This window comes from Paenibacillus darwinianus (assembly GCF_000598065.1).
Lineage (GTDB): Bacteria > Bacillota > Bacilli > Paenibacillales > Paenibacillaceae > Paenibacillus_I > Paenibacillus_I darwinianus.
Window position 1 is genome coordinate 1 of sequence record NZ_KK082155.1, and the last position, 16,845, is coordinate 16,845.

The 16,845-nt window shown below is 56.1% G+C and carries 11 protein-coding genes and 3 pseudogenes; 6 read left to right on the top strand and 8 right to left on the bottom strand.

Annotated features, from left to right (window positions below):
* The 3 genes and pseudogenes from BG52_RS16425 to BG52_RS16430 all read right to left on the bottom strand — a co-directional run.
* Positions 1 to 845, bottom strand: a pseudogene (locus tag BG52_RS16425) (IS3 family transposase); the annotation flags it as partial.
* A 256-nt stretch (positions 846 to 1,101) separates the two neighbouring features.
* Entirely contained in the window at positions 1,102 to 1,803 is a 702-nt protein-coding gene (locus tag BG52_RS07405; RefSeq protein WP_051602294.1) for an IS4 family transposase, read from the bottom strand.
* A 253-nt stretch (positions 1,804 to 2,056) separates the two neighbouring features.
* Positions 2,057 to 2,275, bottom strand: a pseudogene (locus BG52_RS16430) (DUF4372 domain-containing protein); the annotation flags it as partial.
* Between the two features lie 354 nt (positions 2,276 to 2,629).
* Between BG52_RS16430 and BG52_RS07415 the strand changes: the two are divergent.
* The 4 genes and pseudogenes from BG52_RS07415 (at position 2,630) to BG52_RS15335 (ending at position 5,204) form a co-directional block, all read left to right on the top strand.
* Positions 2,630 to 2,947 (top strand): ArsR/SmtB family transcription factor, encoded by a 318-nt coding sequence (locus BG52_RS07415; RefSeq protein ID WP_036583987.1) that lies wholly within the window; start codon positions 2,630 to 2,632, stop codon positions 2,945 to 2,947.
* Positions 2,948 to 2,960: 13 nt separating this feature from the next.
* Positions 2,961 to 4,253 (top strand): arsenic transporter, encoded by a 1,293-nt coding sequence (locus BG52_RS07420; RefSeq protein ID WP_036583985.1) that lies wholly within the window; start codon positions 2,961 to 2,963, stop codon positions 4,251 to 4,253.
* 69 nt (positions 4,254 to 4,322) lie between these two features.
* Positions 4,323 to 4,730, top strand: a pseudogene (arsC, locus tag BG52_RS07425) (arsenate reductase (thioredoxin)); the annotation flags it as partial.
* An 81-nt stretch (positions 4,731 to 4,811) separates the two neighbouring features.
* Positions 4,812 to 5,204: a protein-tyrosine phosphatase family protein gene (locus BG52_RS15335; RefSeq protein ID WP_223299264.1), complete on the top strand. Its 393-nt coding sequence runs from the start codon at positions 4,812 to 4,814 to the stop codon at positions 5,202 to 5,204.
* Between the two features lie 127 nt (positions 5,205 to 5,331).
* On the opposite strand, the gene BG52_RS07430 is transcribed toward BG52_RS15335, so the two are convergent.
* Entirely contained in the window at positions 5,332 to 6,324 is a 993-nt protein-coding gene (locus BG52_RS07430; protein ID WP_036583983.1) for an aldose 1-epimerase, read from the bottom strand.
* Positions 6,325 to 6,593: 269 nt separating this feature from the next.
* Between BG52_RS07430 and BG52_RS07435 the strand changes: the two genes are divergently transcribed.
* On the top strand, positions 6,594 to 10,394 hold the full coding sequence (locus BG52_RS07435) for a response regulator (protein WP_223298940.1): 3,801 nt from the start codon (positions 6,594 to 6,596) through the stop codon (positions 10,392 to 10,394).
* Positions 10,395 to 10,467: 73 nt separating this feature from the next.
* Here the strand turns inward: BG52_RS07435 and xylB are convergent, their stop codons facing one another.
* Positions 10,468 to 11,964 (bottom strand): xylulokinase, encoded by a 1,497-nt coding sequence (gene xylB, locus BG52_RS07440; protein ID WP_036583980.1) that lies wholly within the window; start codon positions 11,962 to 11,964, stop codon positions 10,468 to 10,470.
* 67 nt (positions 11,965 to 12,031) lie between these two features.
* Positions 12,032 to 13,345, bottom strand: coding sequence for a xylose isomerase (xylA, locus tag BG52_RS07445; RefSeq protein ID WP_036583977.1), 1,314 nt, complete (start codon positions 13,343 to 13,345; stop codon positions 12,032 to 12,034).
* Between the two features lie 248 nt (positions 13,346 to 13,593).
* On the opposite strand from xylA, the gene BG52_RS07450 reads away from it, so the two are divergent.
* Positions 13,594 to 14,757 (top strand): ROK family transcriptional regulator, encoded by a 1,164-nt coding sequence (locus BG52_RS07450; protein WP_036583975.1) that lies wholly within the window; start codon positions 13,594 to 13,596, stop codon positions 14,755 to 14,757.
* A 27-nt stretch (positions 14,758 to 14,784) separates the two neighbouring features.
* Here the strand turns inward: BG52_RS07450 and BG52_RS07455 are convergent, their stop codons facing one another.
* A complete protein-coding gene (locus BG52_RS07455; RefSeq protein WP_051602295.1) occupies positions 14,785 to 16,014 on the bottom strand; it encodes a putative bifunctional diguanylate cyclase/phosphodiesterase in 1,230 nt (409 codons plus the stop codon).
* Positions 15,956 to 16,845 (bottom strand): Gfo/Idh/MocA family protein (locus tag BG52_RS16765; RefSeq protein WP_397310925.1); only part of this gene is annotated, 890 nt, incomplete at its 5' end. The genes BG52_RS16765 and BG52_RS07455, both read right to left, overlap by 59 nt.

Sequence of the window (16,845 nt, forward strand, 5' to 3'; positions counted from 1 at the left end):
GGTCGCTGTTCATGATCTCGGGTTTGCAGTCGCTCAGCGCGCGGCGGACGGCCTCAAGAACAAAGGGCAGTTCCAGGCTCTGATCCAATTCCCAATCGATCACGTAGCGTGAGAACCAGTCCAGAATGGCAACCAGATACATCCAGCCGCTTTGCAGCCGGATATAGGTGATGTCGATCCCCCACACCTGGTTTACGCGATCGATGGACAAGCCGCGCAGCAGATACGGATAGATGCGATGCTGCAAATTGCGTTTGCTCAGGTTGGGGCCGGGATAGATCGCGGCCAGTCCCATTTCCCGCATGTACTTCTGAACGGTATTGCGATGGACTTTCACATCCTCTCGATTCAGAATGGCCGCAATCCGCCGGGAGCCCAGAAACGGATGCTGCGTGTAGATCTCATCAATCCGGTGCTTGATGCGAATTTCCTCCGGGGAGGGAGGGACCGGTTTGTAGTAGAGGTGGGAGCGATTGAGGCTGAGAATGTCCGCCTGCGCGGTCAGGGGGAGCTCTGTGCTTTGCCAATCCAGCATGGCCAGACGCTGTTCACGCGTCTGATCCGTAGCCAGATTTTTTTTTAATCCACGCCAGTTGAGTGGACAACTTTCCGACTTCGGCGTAGAGTTCATTAATCTGCTGTTCATATTCATTTTTCATTTTCGTGATGCCTTTGCGATCATCGATGAACAGCTGATGCAGGTTCTGAACGGCTTCCGATTTCCACCGCTGGAGGACATTCGCATGGATGCCGTGTTCGGATGACAGCTGTGAAATCGACTTATCCTCCTTCAAAATTTCCAGTACAATGTGTGCTTTTTGTTCGGGTGTAAACTTCCGTCTCATCGTTGCCATACAACTAAGAAACTCCTTTTTTGCTGTCCGATTTTCTTAGTCCATTATATTCGGAATTGTCAGAGATTATCTTTCTACTGCCACGGGATAACAACTCAAGGGGCTGCTAATCAGGCAGTCGTATCTACTTGGTATTTGTTTCTATTCAAGGATTGGTTTCTAGATTTGATCTCCGGCTACGATGAAGGTGCGCGCTTCTTTTGTCGCCCCTTGCTTGTTCGACTCGGCTTCCAGTTTAGCACAGCTTCTAGCTTCTCCAGCGGCTGCGATACAAATCACCAATTTCCTCGGCTGTTAGATCGAACCGATTGGTAATGATCCGCACTGGATTGCCCATGCTGTCCGTCGTTTCAATCACCCGAAGCGCATTCTTCATTCGCTTGGGTCCCTTACCCAGTATGACGACCATATCTCGCAGAATGATTGATCCTTGTGGCGCATCGAACTCTTCGACTTCCTCCACGATAGCGTTGTCTTTGAGCCGTGATACGAAGTGGATGGCCGCCCGTTCGCAGAAGTCGTACTTGCCGTAGTCCAGATAACCGCGATCCATAAGGTATGTGGCATTTGCCTCGTCAATCAGAACGTCCATTTGGGAATGATCGGCCGACTGGGCGTTTGTAATTACCACTTTATCCGGATAGACGATGTCTGGCTCGGCATAGGTTACGCGAAGATGCAGCTTCACACCTGCTTTCGTCTTGCGAAACGTCGCCCACTTGTACTTGTTCAGACACAGACTGGTCGTTGTTGAATCAATGACTTTCACAGGGCCGACTGTTTGAGCACTGGGCGACTGATGCTGATGCAATTGCGTGATGAGATCACATAAGATGGATTGCAGCACTTCCGGGTCCAACTGGTTGTTCTTGCGCGATAGCTGTGCCGCGCTGATCGAAGTGATACCGAGCGCCTGTTGAAATTCCTCGTCGGCTTGAAGCTCGCGCATGATGCTTCTTAGTCCTTTGCAGCTTTACACCGGCCTTCGTCTTGCGAAACGTCGCCCACTTGTACGTATTCAGGCATAGACTGATCGTCGTGGAATCGATGATTTTCACTGGGCCTGCAGCTTGAGCGCTGGGAGACTGCCCACGATGCAATCGCGTGATGAGATCACACAAGATAGATTGAAGCACTTCCGGATCCAACTGGTTGTTCTTGCGCGAGAGCTGTGCCGCACTGATCGAAGTAATGCCGAGCACCTGCTGAAACTCCTCGTCGGCCTGAAGCTCGCGCATGATACTTCGCAGCCCTTTGCGGCGCTGCAGCTGAGCTTCCACAAATAAGAGTAAGAAGATGGACGTGGTAAGCTTCTTCGTATAGCGGTCGAGGGCCGTCGTGTCCTTCCAATCTTGAAGAATTTCAGAATTTATGGGTGCAACCCATTTACCAAATGAAGAGAGTAGTGTATCCTTGTCCATGAACTGATCTCCTAATTAGAGATTTGGACAGGGACTACCTGTACCTCTAATTTTAGGAGATTTTTTCTATTGTGCGCGTCTTGTATTTTACATATTTAGCACAATTTAGATGAAGGATACTCAACTCATTTCGATGTGAGATTTAATGCAACGCTACTGGTCAAAATTATAATCGGTCAACATCAACAGAATTGGAGGTGTCTGTAAATCTTGTGTTAAATTTCGACAGATGCCGGGCAAAACGGCCAAATAATAATCAGTTGATTATATAATCTTTTACTTATATAATCAGTCGGGTATAATAACAAATGTAAGTATTTCAGCTTCTCTTAATCAACAAAAAGGGGTGATGGTTTGGAACGGCTTCTTGAGGATGCTGCGGAAACGTTTAAATTGTTGTCCGACAAAACCCGGCTCACCATTCTGGCTTTATTGAAGGAGCAGGAATTGTGCGTGTGCGACATCGTGGCGGTGCTTGAAACGACGCAGCCCAATGTCAGTCAGCATCTGAAAAAATTGAAGAACGGCGGATTGGTGAGTGAAACCCGCCGCAGCCAGTGGATTTACTATTCGTTGAACGTGCAAGACAAACCCTATGTGCAAGGCATTCTGGAGCAGCTCCCCTCGATGAAGCACAGACTGAATCGGTTGGATCCCGAATGCTGCAACTAGTACAGGAGGCCCTATGTTAATCGTCGCATCGATTATTTTTCTCGTCACGCTTGTCTTTGTTATCTGGCAGCCCAAAGGGCTGAATATCGGTTATTCGGCGGCGGGCGGCGCGATTCTGGCCCTTCTCTTAGGTGTCGTTGACCTTTGGGACGTTTGGGATGTTACCGGGATCGTATGGAACGCCACTCTCGCCTTTGTCGCCGTCATCCTGATCTCTTTGATTCTGGACGAGATCGGATTTTTCGAGTGGTCTGCGCTTCACATGGCCAAATTCGCCAAAGGCAACGGCTATTTGATGTTCGTCTATGTCGTGCTGCTCGGCGCGGCCGTTGCGGCTTTTTTCGCCAATGACGGCGCGGCCCTCATCCTGACGCCGATCGTCCTGGCGATGGTCCGGGCGTTGAAGTTCGACGAACGGATGGTGCTGCCGTTCGTGATGGCCAGCGGCTTCATTTCCGATACGGCCTCCCTCCCGCTCGTCGTCAGCAATCTGGTCAACATCGTTTCGGCCGATTTCTTCGGCATCGGTTTTGTGGAATATGCGAGCCGAATGTTCGTGCCCAGCTTCTTTTCGGTCGCTGCAAGCCTGGTGGTGCTGTTCCTCTTTTTCCGCAGGAGCATCCCGAAGCATTATGATCTGAACCAGCTGAAGGAACCCCGTGAAGCGATTAAGGATTTGCGCATGTTTCGGTTTTCCTGGTTCGTATTGGCCGTCCTGCTGGCTGCGTACATGCTTAGCGAGTTGGCGGACATCCCGGTATCCGTCGTCGCTGGGATCGCCGCAATCGTCTTTATTTTCGCGGCGCGCAGAAGCCGTGCCATCCATACCGGTGCCGTGATTAAGGGAGCGCCGTGGTCGGTGGTCGTGTTCTCCATCGGGATGTACGTCGTCGTTTACGGACTTCGCAATGTCGGACTGACGGACCAGCTCGGCAAGGTGTTTCAATGGGCTGCCGATCAAGGCTTGTTCACCGCGACGGTCGGAGCCGGCCTTATCGCCGCCGTCCTCTCTTCCGTGATGAACAACATGCCGACGGTGATGATCGACGCCCTCGCCATTCAGGGCACCGACACGGCAGGCCAGGTTCGCGAAGCGCTTATTTACGCCAACGTCATCGGCTCCGACCTCGGCCCGAAAATAACGCCGATCGGCTCGCTCGCCACGCTTCTCTGGCTGCATGTGCTTGCCAAAAAAGATGTGAAAATCACATGGGGCTATTACTTTAAGGTCGGCATTGTGCTGACGGTGCCCGTCCTGCTCGTTACACTGGCCGGACTCTACGTATGGCTCACGGTGATCGGTTAAACCGCAAATGTACGGGCTGTGCGATTTATTTATTTTAATAGCGGAATACAAAGGAGAATGGGCATAACGATGGAAAAGAAACTGATTTATTTTTTGTGTACGGGAAACTCCTGCCGGAGCCAGATGGCGGACGGATTTTTCAACGCCGTTGCCGGCGATCGTTACGAGGTGAAAAGCGCGGGCCTGCAAGCGCACGGGCTCAATCCGCGCGCGGTGCAGGTTATGAAAGAAGCCGGCGTCGACATTAGCGGCAACAGCTCCGATGTGATCGATCCCGAAATACTGAATCGCGCAGATTACGTCATTACCCTTTGCGGACATGCCGACGAGCACTGCCCGGTCATCTCCAACCCGAATGTTGTGAAATGGCATTGGGGCTTCGACGATCCCGCCAAGGCTACCGGAACGGAAGAGGAAATTATGGCGCAGTTCCGCAGTGTGCGCGATGCCATCAAGGCCCGCATCGAAACGTTCGTTGAAAGAGTCCGATCACAGGAACAGAGAGGAGCGAACACTTTGGAACGAAACTATCATGCGCTGCTGCCGGGGAAAATTTTTATGGGCGGGGCGGCCGACGTTCAGCAAATGGTCGATGAAGAGGGCGTGGAAGTCGTCGTGGATCTGCGCGGAGAAGCCGAAAGATGCGCGGCCTCCGACGAACGGGTCGAATGGATCAAGGTGCCGCTCGGCGATGAGGCGGTTGAGCCGCAGGAAAAGCTGCTGCAAAGCGCCATCCAATCGGTCGTACAAGCTTATCGCGACGGCAAAAAGGTGGCATTTCACTGCGGCGGCGGCAAAGGCAGAACGGGAATGGTGGCGTTCGGCACGCTTCTGGAGCTGCAGCTGGCGAATTCCATCGGAGAAGCGGAGATTATGGCTAAAAACATACGTCCCGCGCTGAGCATCAAGCCCGCCCAGCGGGAAGCGTTAGAAGCATTGTACAAATCATAACGCGAGCGAGGCAAAAGTCGTTCAACCTTCCATACGCGAACCTTCAATGCATGGCAAAAGCCCCCGCTTCAGTTCCAGTTCCTGGCGGGGGTTTCGCTTTTCATTGGCGCGCGTTAGCACGGTGCGTCTATTTCAAATAAAAACGCGCTCTCTCTTCCCATACGGCGCCGGGCTCGAGCCCGAACAAACCGATCTCCTCGGCAGGCAGCGCCACGTTCGGCGCATTGACGAGGTTGATTTGCGGCTCGGGGCAGAAAAAGCCCTCGCTCGCGAAGTTGTTCCATATCATCCACTGCTTATAAGAGGTGCCGACGTCGTACACGAGTGTCAAGCCGTGCTTCGTGTCCGTCAATTCCATCCGGTTGCGTCCGTTCTGCGGCGCTGCCGTGTAATGGTTGTCCATCGCCGCAAAAAACGGATAAACGCCCTCCCCGCGCATAAGCTCCTCATCCGGCGTCAGCTTCTGGAATTTGCCGGTCGGCAGCATCCGCTCATCGAGCTCCCAACGGTTGCCGAGCGTCAGCTTCAGCCGGTAATCCTTCGCATCGCCGTCCGGAGCGAAAGGCGCGTTGACCGCCGTGTGAAACGCGAGCAGGCAGGGCATCGTCTCGCCGCCGTCATTGCGAATCACCACCTGTTGGGACAAGCCCAGCTCGCTAAGCCCGTACCGCAGCGTAATAGTGAACGCAAACGGCAAAAACGAATACATTTTATGCGTTTCGGTCACCTTGAGCGAAACCTCCGCGTAGCTCTCCCGTTCGTTCGAACCGAAATGAACGAGCTCCCACTCCGACAGGTGGGCATAGCCGTGCAGATGATTGCCGGTGCTCGCTTCGTTGACGGGGAACTGATACGTCTTCCCGTTCCATGGAAATTCACCATCCTCGTATCGGTTAGGCGGGAACAGAACCGGAATGCCGTAAATGCCCGGGTTCGCTTTGAACGCCTCCATCCCTTCCGCTTCCGGCTCATGCAGGAAACGACTTCCCGTCTCGTTATCCCGGAACGCGATCAGGTTGCCGCCGATTTTCGGAAGCAGCGCCGCCTCGTAACGGCCCGCTTTCAGCCAGACCGCTTTTTCCCCTTGATAAATGCCTTCGAACGATTCATAGAAAGCCATGTGCCGTCTTGCCCCTTTCTTTGTCAGCATGCTTGAACAGCTACGAAAAGAATAACACATTCTTGCAGCTCATGCGTCTATCCCGTCCTCCTGCGAAACAATTTTATGGATTTCCCAGTTTTTCGACAGCACGCTGTTTCAGGATCCGATTAATCGGGTACAAAACCCATTGGATTCTATTTAAACAGTGTCCCTCCTCTGTGCGACGACTGCCATTCGTTTTTTCTGCATCAGGGTTCTTCCTAATTACGTTAGAGAGGAAAGTTGCCATGTCGGATCAGGACCGGAAGCAGGAAAAGGACAAAGAGCAACTCGATATGGGCGAATTGCTCAATGCGCTGATGGCGCTAAAGAAAGGAAACTTCTCCCACCGGATGCCCTACAATTATACGGGCGTTGCAGGAAAGGTTGCGGACACTTTCAACGAGATCGTGGACATTCAGGAATCGTTCGTGAACGAGGTGCAGACCGTTGCCCGCGTCGTGGGCAAGGAAGGCATGCTGTCCCGCAGGTTCGTCCACAAAAATATGGGCGGCGCGTGGGAGAGGACAATCGAGTCGCTGAACGGACTCGTTGTCGACCTCATTCAACCGACGAGCGAAATGGTTCGCGTCATCAATGCCGTCGCGCAAGGCGACCTGTCCCAGAAGGTCGAGCTTGAATTCGAGGGCCGCGCCCTGACGGGCGAATTCCAGCGCTCGGCTAACAACATCAACATGATGGTGAACCAGCTCAGCACGTTCGCCTCCGAGGTCACGCGCGTTGCGCGCGAGGTCGGCACGGACGGTAAGCTCGGCGGCCAGGCGCAGGTGCGCGGCGTAGGCGGAACCTGGAAGGATTTGACCGACAACGTTAATATTATGGCGACCAACCTGACCGTTCAGGTGCGCGGCATCGCCAAAGTCGTAACGGCCGTTGCGAACGGCAACCTGAAGCAGAAACTGAACGTCGAAGCGAAGGGCGAAATCGCCGAGCTGACCGATACGATGAACAACATGATCGATACACTCGCCACCTTCGCCGAGCAGGTTACGTCCGTTGCCCGCGAGGTAGGCGCGGAAGGCAAGCTGGGCGGCCAGGCAAGTGTTCCGGGCGCTGCCGGCACCTGGCGCGACCTGACCGACAACGTTAACTACATGGCGAGTACCTTGACGACTCAGGTCCGCGCCATCACGAACGTCGCAACTGCCGTTACGAAGGGCGACCTGTCGCGTTCGATCGACGTCGCAGCGGCCGGCGAGGTTGCGACGCTCAAGGACAATATCAATGAGATGATTCGGAACCTGAAGGAAACGACGCGGATCAACACCGAGCAGGACTGGCTGAAGACGAACCTGGCGAAGTTCTCGCGCCTGCTGCAGGGCCAGCGCGATCTCTACGCGGTCTGCCGCATGATACTGTCCGAACTGGCGCCGCTGGTTTCGATGCAGCACGGCGCATTCTATATGAACGATCAGGCGAACGGCGAGCCGTTGCTGACGATGTTCGCCAGCTACGCCTATCAGAGCCGAAAGCAGCTGTCCAACGAATTCCGCGCCGGACAAGGACTTGTCGGCCAATGCCTGATCGAGAAGCAGCGCATTCTATTGACGAACGTTCCATCCGACTACGTCGTCATTTCGTCCGGCCTCGTCGAGAGCACGCCGCTTAACATCGTGCTGCTGCCGATTATTTTCGAGGATCAGGTACTGGCGGTGCTGGAGCTCGCCTCTTTGCGTCCGTTCAGCGAGATTGACATCGCCTTCCTCGATCAATTGACCGAGTCGATCGGAATCGTCATCAACACGATGCAGGCGAACCAGCGAACGGAGCAACTCCTCATGCAGTCGCAGTCGCTTACCGAAGAGCTGCAGAAGCAGCAGCTTGAGCTGCAGAATACGAATGAAGAGCTGGAGGACAAAGCGAAGCTGCTGGTGATCCAGAAAGCCGAGGTGGAGAGCAAGAACCAGGAGGTTGAACTGGCCAAGCGTTTCCTGGAGGAAAAAGCCGAGCAGCTTGCGCTCATTTCGAAGTACAAATCGGAGTTTCTGGCGAACATGTCCCATGAACTGCGCACGCCGCTGAACTCCCTGCTGCTCCTAGCCGAGCAGTTGGCGGAGAATCCGGACGAGAACCTGAACGATTACCAGGTGAAATTCGCCAAAACGATTCAGGATTCCGGAATGGAGCTGCTTAACCTGATCAACGATATTCTGGACCTGTCCAAAATCGAATCCGGCACGGTGTCCGCGGATCTCGAAGAAACGGCGATTGCCGAGCTTAACGCCAGCCTGGAGCGTACGTTCCGTCATATCGCGCAGGACAAGAAGCTCGATTTTGAAATCAAGACCGAACCGGACGTGCCGCGTTCAATCATCACGGATTCCAAGCGCCTTCAACAGGTATTGAAAAACCTGCTCTCCAACGCATTCAAATTTACTCAGCAGGGCAAGGTTGCCATGCAGGTTCGCCTTGCAAGCGGCGGCTGGAGCAGCGACACCGAAACGTTAAACCGCGCCGCGTCAGCGCTCTGCTTCTCCGTGAGCGATACCGGCATCGGCATTCCGGAGGGGAAGCAGCGGATCATATTCGAAGCGTTCCAGCAGGCGGACGGCAGCACCAATCGAATTTACGGCGGTACAGGCCTCGGTCTTGCGATTTCGCGCGAAATCGTAACGATGCTCGGCGGGGGAATCACGCTCACCAGCGTTCCGCAGGTGGGCAGCACGTTCCACGTGTATTTGCCCGGATCCACGGAGACGCTCGGGGCGAAGCCGGCGCCTGAAACGAAGCATAGATTCGTGCCGGAAGTAATCGACGTCGTGCCGCCGAAGCGGCCGCGCAGCTACTCGCTCAATTTGGAGCAGGGCATCGTCGACGACCGGAACAATATCCAGAAGGACGACCGCGTCATGCTGATCTTGGAGGACGATTTAAAGTTCAACGAAATCCTGCTTGAGATGCTGCACAAGCGGGGAATAAAGGCCGTGATCACCACCACGGGCGCCAATGTGCTCGATCTGGCCCAGAAATACAAGCCGGCGGCCATCACCCTTGATTTGCGGCTGGGCGATACGGACGGCTGGCTCGTTATCGAGCATTTGAAGAACGATCTGAACGTCCGTCACATTCCGGTTACCGTGATCACAGTCGAAGAGGATGAGGTTAGCCTGAAGCAGAAAGGCGTATTCGACTACGTCTGCAAGCCGGTCACGAATGAGGATCTGGAGAACGCGCTGGACAAATTGAGAGCCTTCGCGGAACAGACAACGCGCTGCCTGCTGATCGCTTCGGGCCATGAAGAATTGCTCAAACAATGGACCGAATCGCTCGGGGGCAAAGACCTGCGCATTACGGCAGTCGATACCGCCCGCAAGGCGCTCAACCAGTTGAAATCGAAACCGTTCGACTGCGTGCTGACCGACGATTCGCTGCCGGATGCGAATCCGGCCAAGTTCATCCGCGACATCCAGAAGCAGCCGGCCAACAAATACCAGCCGGTCGTGCTGTACCGCAGCGCCAAGCTGACGGACGAGGAAGAAACCGAGCTGGACGAGCTGATCAGAACCTCCGTGCTGAAATTCGCGAAATCACCCGTGCAGATCATGGACGAGACTTCGCTTTTCCTGCACCGCAAGGCGGAGGATATGGCCGAGGAGCCGCGGCAGAAGCTCGTCAAGCTTCGGGAAGCAGACGATATGATCGCCTATAAAAACGTGCTGGTCGTTGACGACGACATCCGCAACATTTTTGCCCTGACGGCCATTCTCGAAAGACATCATATGAAGGTCATTCCCGTCGAGAACGGACATGACGCGATTCGCATGCTGGAGGAAACCGGGGACATCGACGTCATTCTGATGGACATTATGATGCCGGTTATGGACGGCTATGAGACGACCCGCGCCATCCGCAGCAACCCGAAATTCCAGGAGCTGCCGATCATCGCCCTCACGGCGAAAGCGATGAAGGGTGACCGCGAGCTGTGCCTGGAGGCCGGATGCTCCGATTACATCACGAAGCCGGTCAACAGCGCCCAGCTGCTCGCCATGATCCGCGAATGGCTGGACAAGCCGGCGACGCACAATTAACTCCCCAAACGACAAACCGCCCGAGCAGCTCCGGATTGGAACCGGCTCGGGCGGTTTTTTTATCCGCTTGCTATTATCCCCTGAAAGCCGCCAACGCCTCGTTCATCCCCCGCGTCTGCGCATAGACCTGCCGGTAAATGTCAAACAGCCCCTCGTACGCCTTAACCGCCTCCGGCTGCGGTTGATACGCCGACGCCCGCTTCACGAACTTGTCCGCGCATGCCGCGAGACTGTCGAACCAGCCGCACCCGTAAGCCGCCAGCATGGCCGCTCCCAGGCCCGGACCCTGCTCATTCTCGAGCGCCGCCACCTCGGCATTGAAAATGTCGGCCTGCATTTGCAGCCACACCGGATTTTGCGCGCCGCCGCCGATCGATACGACGCGGTCGACCTTTTTGCCGGCCGAACGAAAAACCGCGACCGACTCGGCCAGCGAGAACGTGATGCCCTCCATAACGGCGCGTGCGAAGTGATCCCTCGTATGCGATCCGTCAACTCCGATAAAGCTGCCACGGATTTGCGAATCGGCATGCGGCGTCCGCTCGCCCACGAGATAAGGCGTGAACAGCAGTCCCCCCGCACCCGGCTTCACCTCGCCCACGCCTTTGAGCAGCTCGCCGAACGATTCTTCCGGTGCAAAAGTGTTTTGAAACCAGCTCAGCGAATAACCTGCCGCCAATGTGACACCCATCGCGTAATAGGCGTCCACTTGGCCGTGATTGAAGAAATGCACCTTGCCTGCGTAATCCGATTCCTTGTCGTTCTCATAGGTGAGGATGACGCCGGAGGTGCCGATGCTGCATAACGTCAGTCCTTCGGACAAAATGCCGGCGCCGATCGCCCCGCACGCATTATCCGCGCCGCCCGCAAACACCTTCGTGCCCGCAGCCAGCCCGGTGCGCTCCGCCATGCCGGGCAGCAGCACGCCGACTAGCGCATGCGACTCCACGAGCGGCGGGCAGAAGCCGGCTGGCAGGTCGAACGCCCGCAAAATTTCCTCGCTCCATCTCCTGTTCGCCACATCAAACAGCAAAGTGCCAGCCGCATCGGAGTAATCCATGTACAGCTCGCCCGTCAAACGGAAGCGGACGTAATCCTTCGGCAGCAGGAAGCTCGCCGAAAGCCCGAACACCTCGGGCTCATGCTTGCGGACCCAGAGTATTTTCGGGAGCGTAAATCCCTCAAGCGCCGGGTTGCGGGCCACGCCCAGCAGCGTGTCTCCCAATTCCCGTTCAATTTCCCGGCATTCGGCCGTCGTCCGGGTGTCGTTCCACAAAATCGCATTGCGCACCGGTTTTTTATCCGCATCCAGCAGTACAAGACCGTGCATTTGACCGGAAAAGCTGATGCCCTCGACCTGCTCTCGGGATAGACCGGATGAACGAAGCACCTCCTGCAGCGCGGCCGCCGTGCTTTCGACCCAATCCTCCGGCTGCTGCTCGCTCCAGCCCGAATGCTCATGGATCAGCGGATAGCTCTGGGAGGCCTCTCCCCGCACCCGCCCCTCCCGGTCGATCAGCAGCGCCTTAACCGCGCTCGTGCCCAAATCAATGCCGATGACATAGGACATACGCCATTCATCCTCCCAAGCGGCACAGGCCGGCCCCGAAGACCGGCCTGTGCCGTTTCTATTATTTTTAAACGGTGTAGATGATTTCGTTCAATACAAGCTTGATCCGCTCCTGGCGGCCGGACTCGTTGCGGATCGGGTGATTCTGCAGCGCGTATTGCTCCAGGCTGGCAAGCGTCGCCTTGCCTGCGACGATGTCGGCGCCGATTCCTTCGCGGAAGCTGCGGTACCGATCGTCGACGATACCGTCGAGCACGCGATCTTCAATGATTTTCGCCGCGGCTTTGAGGCCCCAGGCGTAGGTATCCATACCGGCGATATGCGCGAGGAACAGATCCTCCGGCTCGAACGAGCCGCGGCGCACCTTCGCATCGAAGTTGATGCCGCCGCGGCCGAGGCCGCCGGCCTTCACAATTTCGAACATCGTCAGCGTCGCGCCGTACAAATCGGTCGGGAATTCATCCGTATCCCAGCCGAGCAGCAGGTCGCCCTGGTTCGCGTCCAGCGAGCCGAGCATGCCGTTGATCGCCGCGACGCGGATTTCGTGCTCGAAGGTGTGGCCCGCAAGCGTCGCATGGTTCGCCTCCAGGTTGAGCTTGAAGCGGTCGGTCAGGCCATATTTCTGCAAGAACGAAATCGTGGTAGCCGCGTCGAAATCGTACTGGTGCTTCGACGGCTCCTTCGGCTTTGGCTCGATCAGGAACTGGGCGTCAAAGCCGATCTCCTGCGCGTAAGCGACAGCCATATGAAGCAGGCGCGCCAGATTGTCGAGCTCGAGCGCCATATCGGTATTCAGCAGCGTTTCATAACCTTCGCGGCCGCCCCAGAACACATAGTTTTCGGCGCCCAGCTCCTTGCCGACCTCAAGCCCCTTCTTCACCTGCGCGGCCGCGTACGCGAACACATCCGCATTCGGCGCCGTTCCCGCTCCGTGCACGAACCGCGGGTTGGTGAACATGTTGGCCGTGTTCCAGAGCAGCTTTTTGCCGGACGTCTTCATATTCTGCTTCAGGAGATCGACGATGACATCCAGGTTCTTGTTCGTTTCCTGAAGCGTGGCTCCTTCCGGCGCGATATCCCGGTCATGAAAGCAGTAGAACGGAATGCCGATTTTATCCAAAAATTCGAAGTTCGCCTCCACGCGCGCTTTGGCCAGATCCATGCCGTCATACTTGTCCCAGCCGCGGATCGCGGTGCCGACGCCGAACGGATCGGAACCCGTGCCCGTGAACGTGTGCCAATAAGCGACTGCGAAACGGAAATGCTCCTCCATTGTTTTGCCGAGCACCTTCCGCTGCGGATCATAGTGCTTGAACGCGAACGGATTGTCCGAGCCCTTTCCCTCGAATTCGATTCTGCCTACGTTCCCGAAATAAGCCATCGTCATACGCCTCCTTAGGTTTCATGAATATGCAGAATTAGTCATGTAAACGTTTCTATTAATGATTTTACCACCTCGTTACTTGGTTTGTCTATTAAACAAACTAAGAATTTATGTTATAATTTGATTGCCGCTCCTGCTCGCGTTCATGACGAAAAGAATGCGGCAGCCCGGATTTCATGCTAGAATGAACCCGATTGGGTTAATCGATCGGCATATCCGTACATAGATGGAGGTCAACCACGCGCATGCAAAAACCGACCGGGGACGCCGCGCTCATCAAAAAAATCAACAGCGCCATCGTGCTCGACTGCGTGCTTCGCCACGCCCCGCTCTCCCGCGCGCAAATATCGGAGCGTACCGGCCTCAATAAGGCGACGGTATCCAGCCTCGTTCAGGAGCTGATATCGGGCAAGCTCGTCGTGGAGATCGGGATGGGCGAATCGAGCGGCGGACGCAAGCCCGTTATGTTGCTGTTCAATCGCAGCTCGGGCTACGCCGTCGGCATCGAGCTCGGCGTTACCTACATTCGCGGCATGGTCGCCGATCTGGAGGGCCATCCGGTCGCCGAGGCTTACATCGAGCTGGAAAGCCGGGCTGCCGACAAGGTGCTTCCGCGGCTGTTCGAATGCATCGAAGAGCTGATTGCGAAGGCGCCCGACAGCATTTACGGCATCGTCGGCATCGGGATCGGCGTTCCCGGCATCGTTGACGGCAGCGGCGCCATCTTGTTCGCTCCCAATCTGGAATGGGCGCATGTGCCGCTGCAGGCTCTCGTCGGCGAACGGTTCGGTATCCCCGTTACGATCGACAACGAAGCGAATGCCGGAGCGCAGGGCGAGCAGAAATACGGGGTCGGCCGCGGCATCGAGCACATCATTTACGTGAGCGCCGGCATCGGAATCGGCACGGGCATCATCATTGACCGAAAGCTTTATAAAGGCGCTTCGGGCTTCTCCGGCGAGCTCGGGCATCTGTCGATCGCCATCGACGGCAAAAGATGCAGCTGTGGCAACCAGGGATGCTGGGAGCTGTACGCCTCCGAGAAGGCGCTGCTTGAACAGGCTGCCGCTTACGGCTGGAGCACCCTCGACCAGGTGATTCGCGCCGCCGAGGACGGAAGCGTCCGCGCCGCAGCGCTTTTGAAGCGGATCGGCAAGTACCTCGGCATCGGCATCGCGAACATCGTGAACGTCTTTAACCCCGACGCGGTCATCATCGGAAACGCCTTAAGCCTCACCGAGCCATGGATCCGGGAGTCTGTTCTCGAAACGATCGAGCGCCGGACACTGCCGTATCACCGCAGCGGCATGAAGGTGCTGTACGCCGAGCTGCGCGAACGGTCCGCGGTTTACGGCGCCGCTTATTACGCGATCAGCGGCTTTTTCGACAAGGTCAAGGGCCAGGCTTAACGGACGTGTTCCGGCCGACCCGCCCGGTCAGACCACATGCTTCCTGATCTCCGATTCCGGAAAGTCGACAAGCGGCATTGGCCGGTAAAAATAATAGCCTTGAATCAAACAATTGCTCCTGTCGCTGAAATACAAAAACTGCTTGTCCGTTTCAACGCCTTCAATCACTACCTCCAGCCTCATGATCGCAGCGACGGCCAGCATCGCTTCGACCACCTCGCCATGCGGATTGTTTTTCTCCATCTCCCTGACGAAGGATTGCGCAATCTTCAGCGAATCGACCCCAAACGCTTTTAAATAGCCAATCGACGCATAACCTGTCCCGAAGTCATCCATCGACAGGCCGATTCCGAGCCGCTTCAGCGCCTGCAGCTTCGCTCCCGTCTCGTCCACATTTTTCAACGCTGCGGATTCGGTTATCTCGAGCACCAGACGCGCGGGGTTAAAGCCGGTTTCCTTGAGCACGTCCCTCACGGTATGCTCAAAAAGCTCGTGCTGCAGCTGCTTCGGCGATACGTTGACGGAAATTTTCATCGGCGCGTATCCTGCATTTTCCCGCTCTACAGCTTGCCTGCACGCTTCTCTGAGCACCCATTCGCCAAGCCTGACGATCATCCCGGACTCCTCGGCCAGCGGGATGAACTGCGCGGGCGATACGAGCGATCCGTTCTTTTGCCGCCAACGGACCAGCGCTTCCGCGCCGACGATCTGCCTGGAACGGGGATCGACCTGCGGCTGGAAATGAAGCTCGAATGCTCCTTTATCAACCGCGCGCCACAAGGCCTGCTCCATGGCCATTTTGTTGTTCAGCTGCATTTCCAGCGCATCGTCGACCATTTCGGTCCGGTTGCCGCCCGCATCCTTGGCTTGATACATTGCGGCGTCGGCATGCTTCATCAGTTGGGCAGTGTCCGAGCCATGCGCCGGAAATGAGGCAATCCCGATGCTGATCGTCGAATGCACCTCATGAAGGCCGAGGTTGAAAGGCCGGTTGAACGCCTCCCGTATCCGTTCGGCGACCTTTTTGGCTTCCGCCGGGCTAGCATCTTCCAAGATGATGGCAAACTCGTCGCCTCCGAAGCGGGCCGCCGTGTGGACGGGACCGACGATTTGCCGAACACGGTCCGCCGCCTCGCGAATCAGTTCATCGCCCATGGCATGTCCCAGACTGTTGTTTACGATCTTGAATCGGTCCAGATCAGTGAACAGGACCGAAGCCGTTTTGCCTGCGGGCGCCGCCTGAACGATGGCATTCAACTCTCGCTCGAAGCGCTTGCGGTTGGACAGCCCGGAAAGCTCGTCGACCTCCGACTTTCGCTGACCGCGAAACATATAAATAACCATATCCATGAATGCAAGGAAACCGGCCATCAGACCTGTAATATACCGTCTTTTCGAGAACAGTCGCACCGGCCATCTTATCCCCTTTGCTGTTGTAGTCTATGCCCTTATTATCACAGCATACCATTAGAAAAGTTTGAGAGAATCCGGGCCGATCTATTAGAAAAGTGTTTATTATCCTAAACATGACAAAAGCGCCCCTCGTTTCGAGGAGCGCTCCGCAGGTTTTCATAGTCACCTTCGCCTCATCCACTTCGAGCGTATTGAGCGCCCAGCTCGATTCAAGCACGATCGAAGCGCCATTCTCCATCGTGATCATCGCGAACGCCGAATCCTCGACGGTGAACTGCTTCGGGTCCCACGGGCCCCAGGCATTCGCCGCATTCTCGGTTTGCGAAAGCTTGTGGTAGGCACGGCCGAGCACGACCTTCGGCTTGTAGTTGTCCATCAACCACAGTGCCAGGTCCAGCGCGTGCGTGCCGATATCGATAAGCGGTCCCCCGCCTTGCTTCTCTTCATCCAGAAATACGCCCCAGGTCGGAACCGCACGGCGCCGGATGGCATGGGCTTTGGCGAAATAAATTTCGCCGAGCTCATCGTTGGCGCAAGCATCCTTCAAATAACGCGTATCCGGACGGTAGCGGTTCTGATAACCGATCGCGAGCTTGCGGCCCGTGCGCTCCGCCGCTTCAAGCATACGGCGCGCGTCGGCGGCCGTTTTGGCCATCGGCTTCTCGCACATGACAT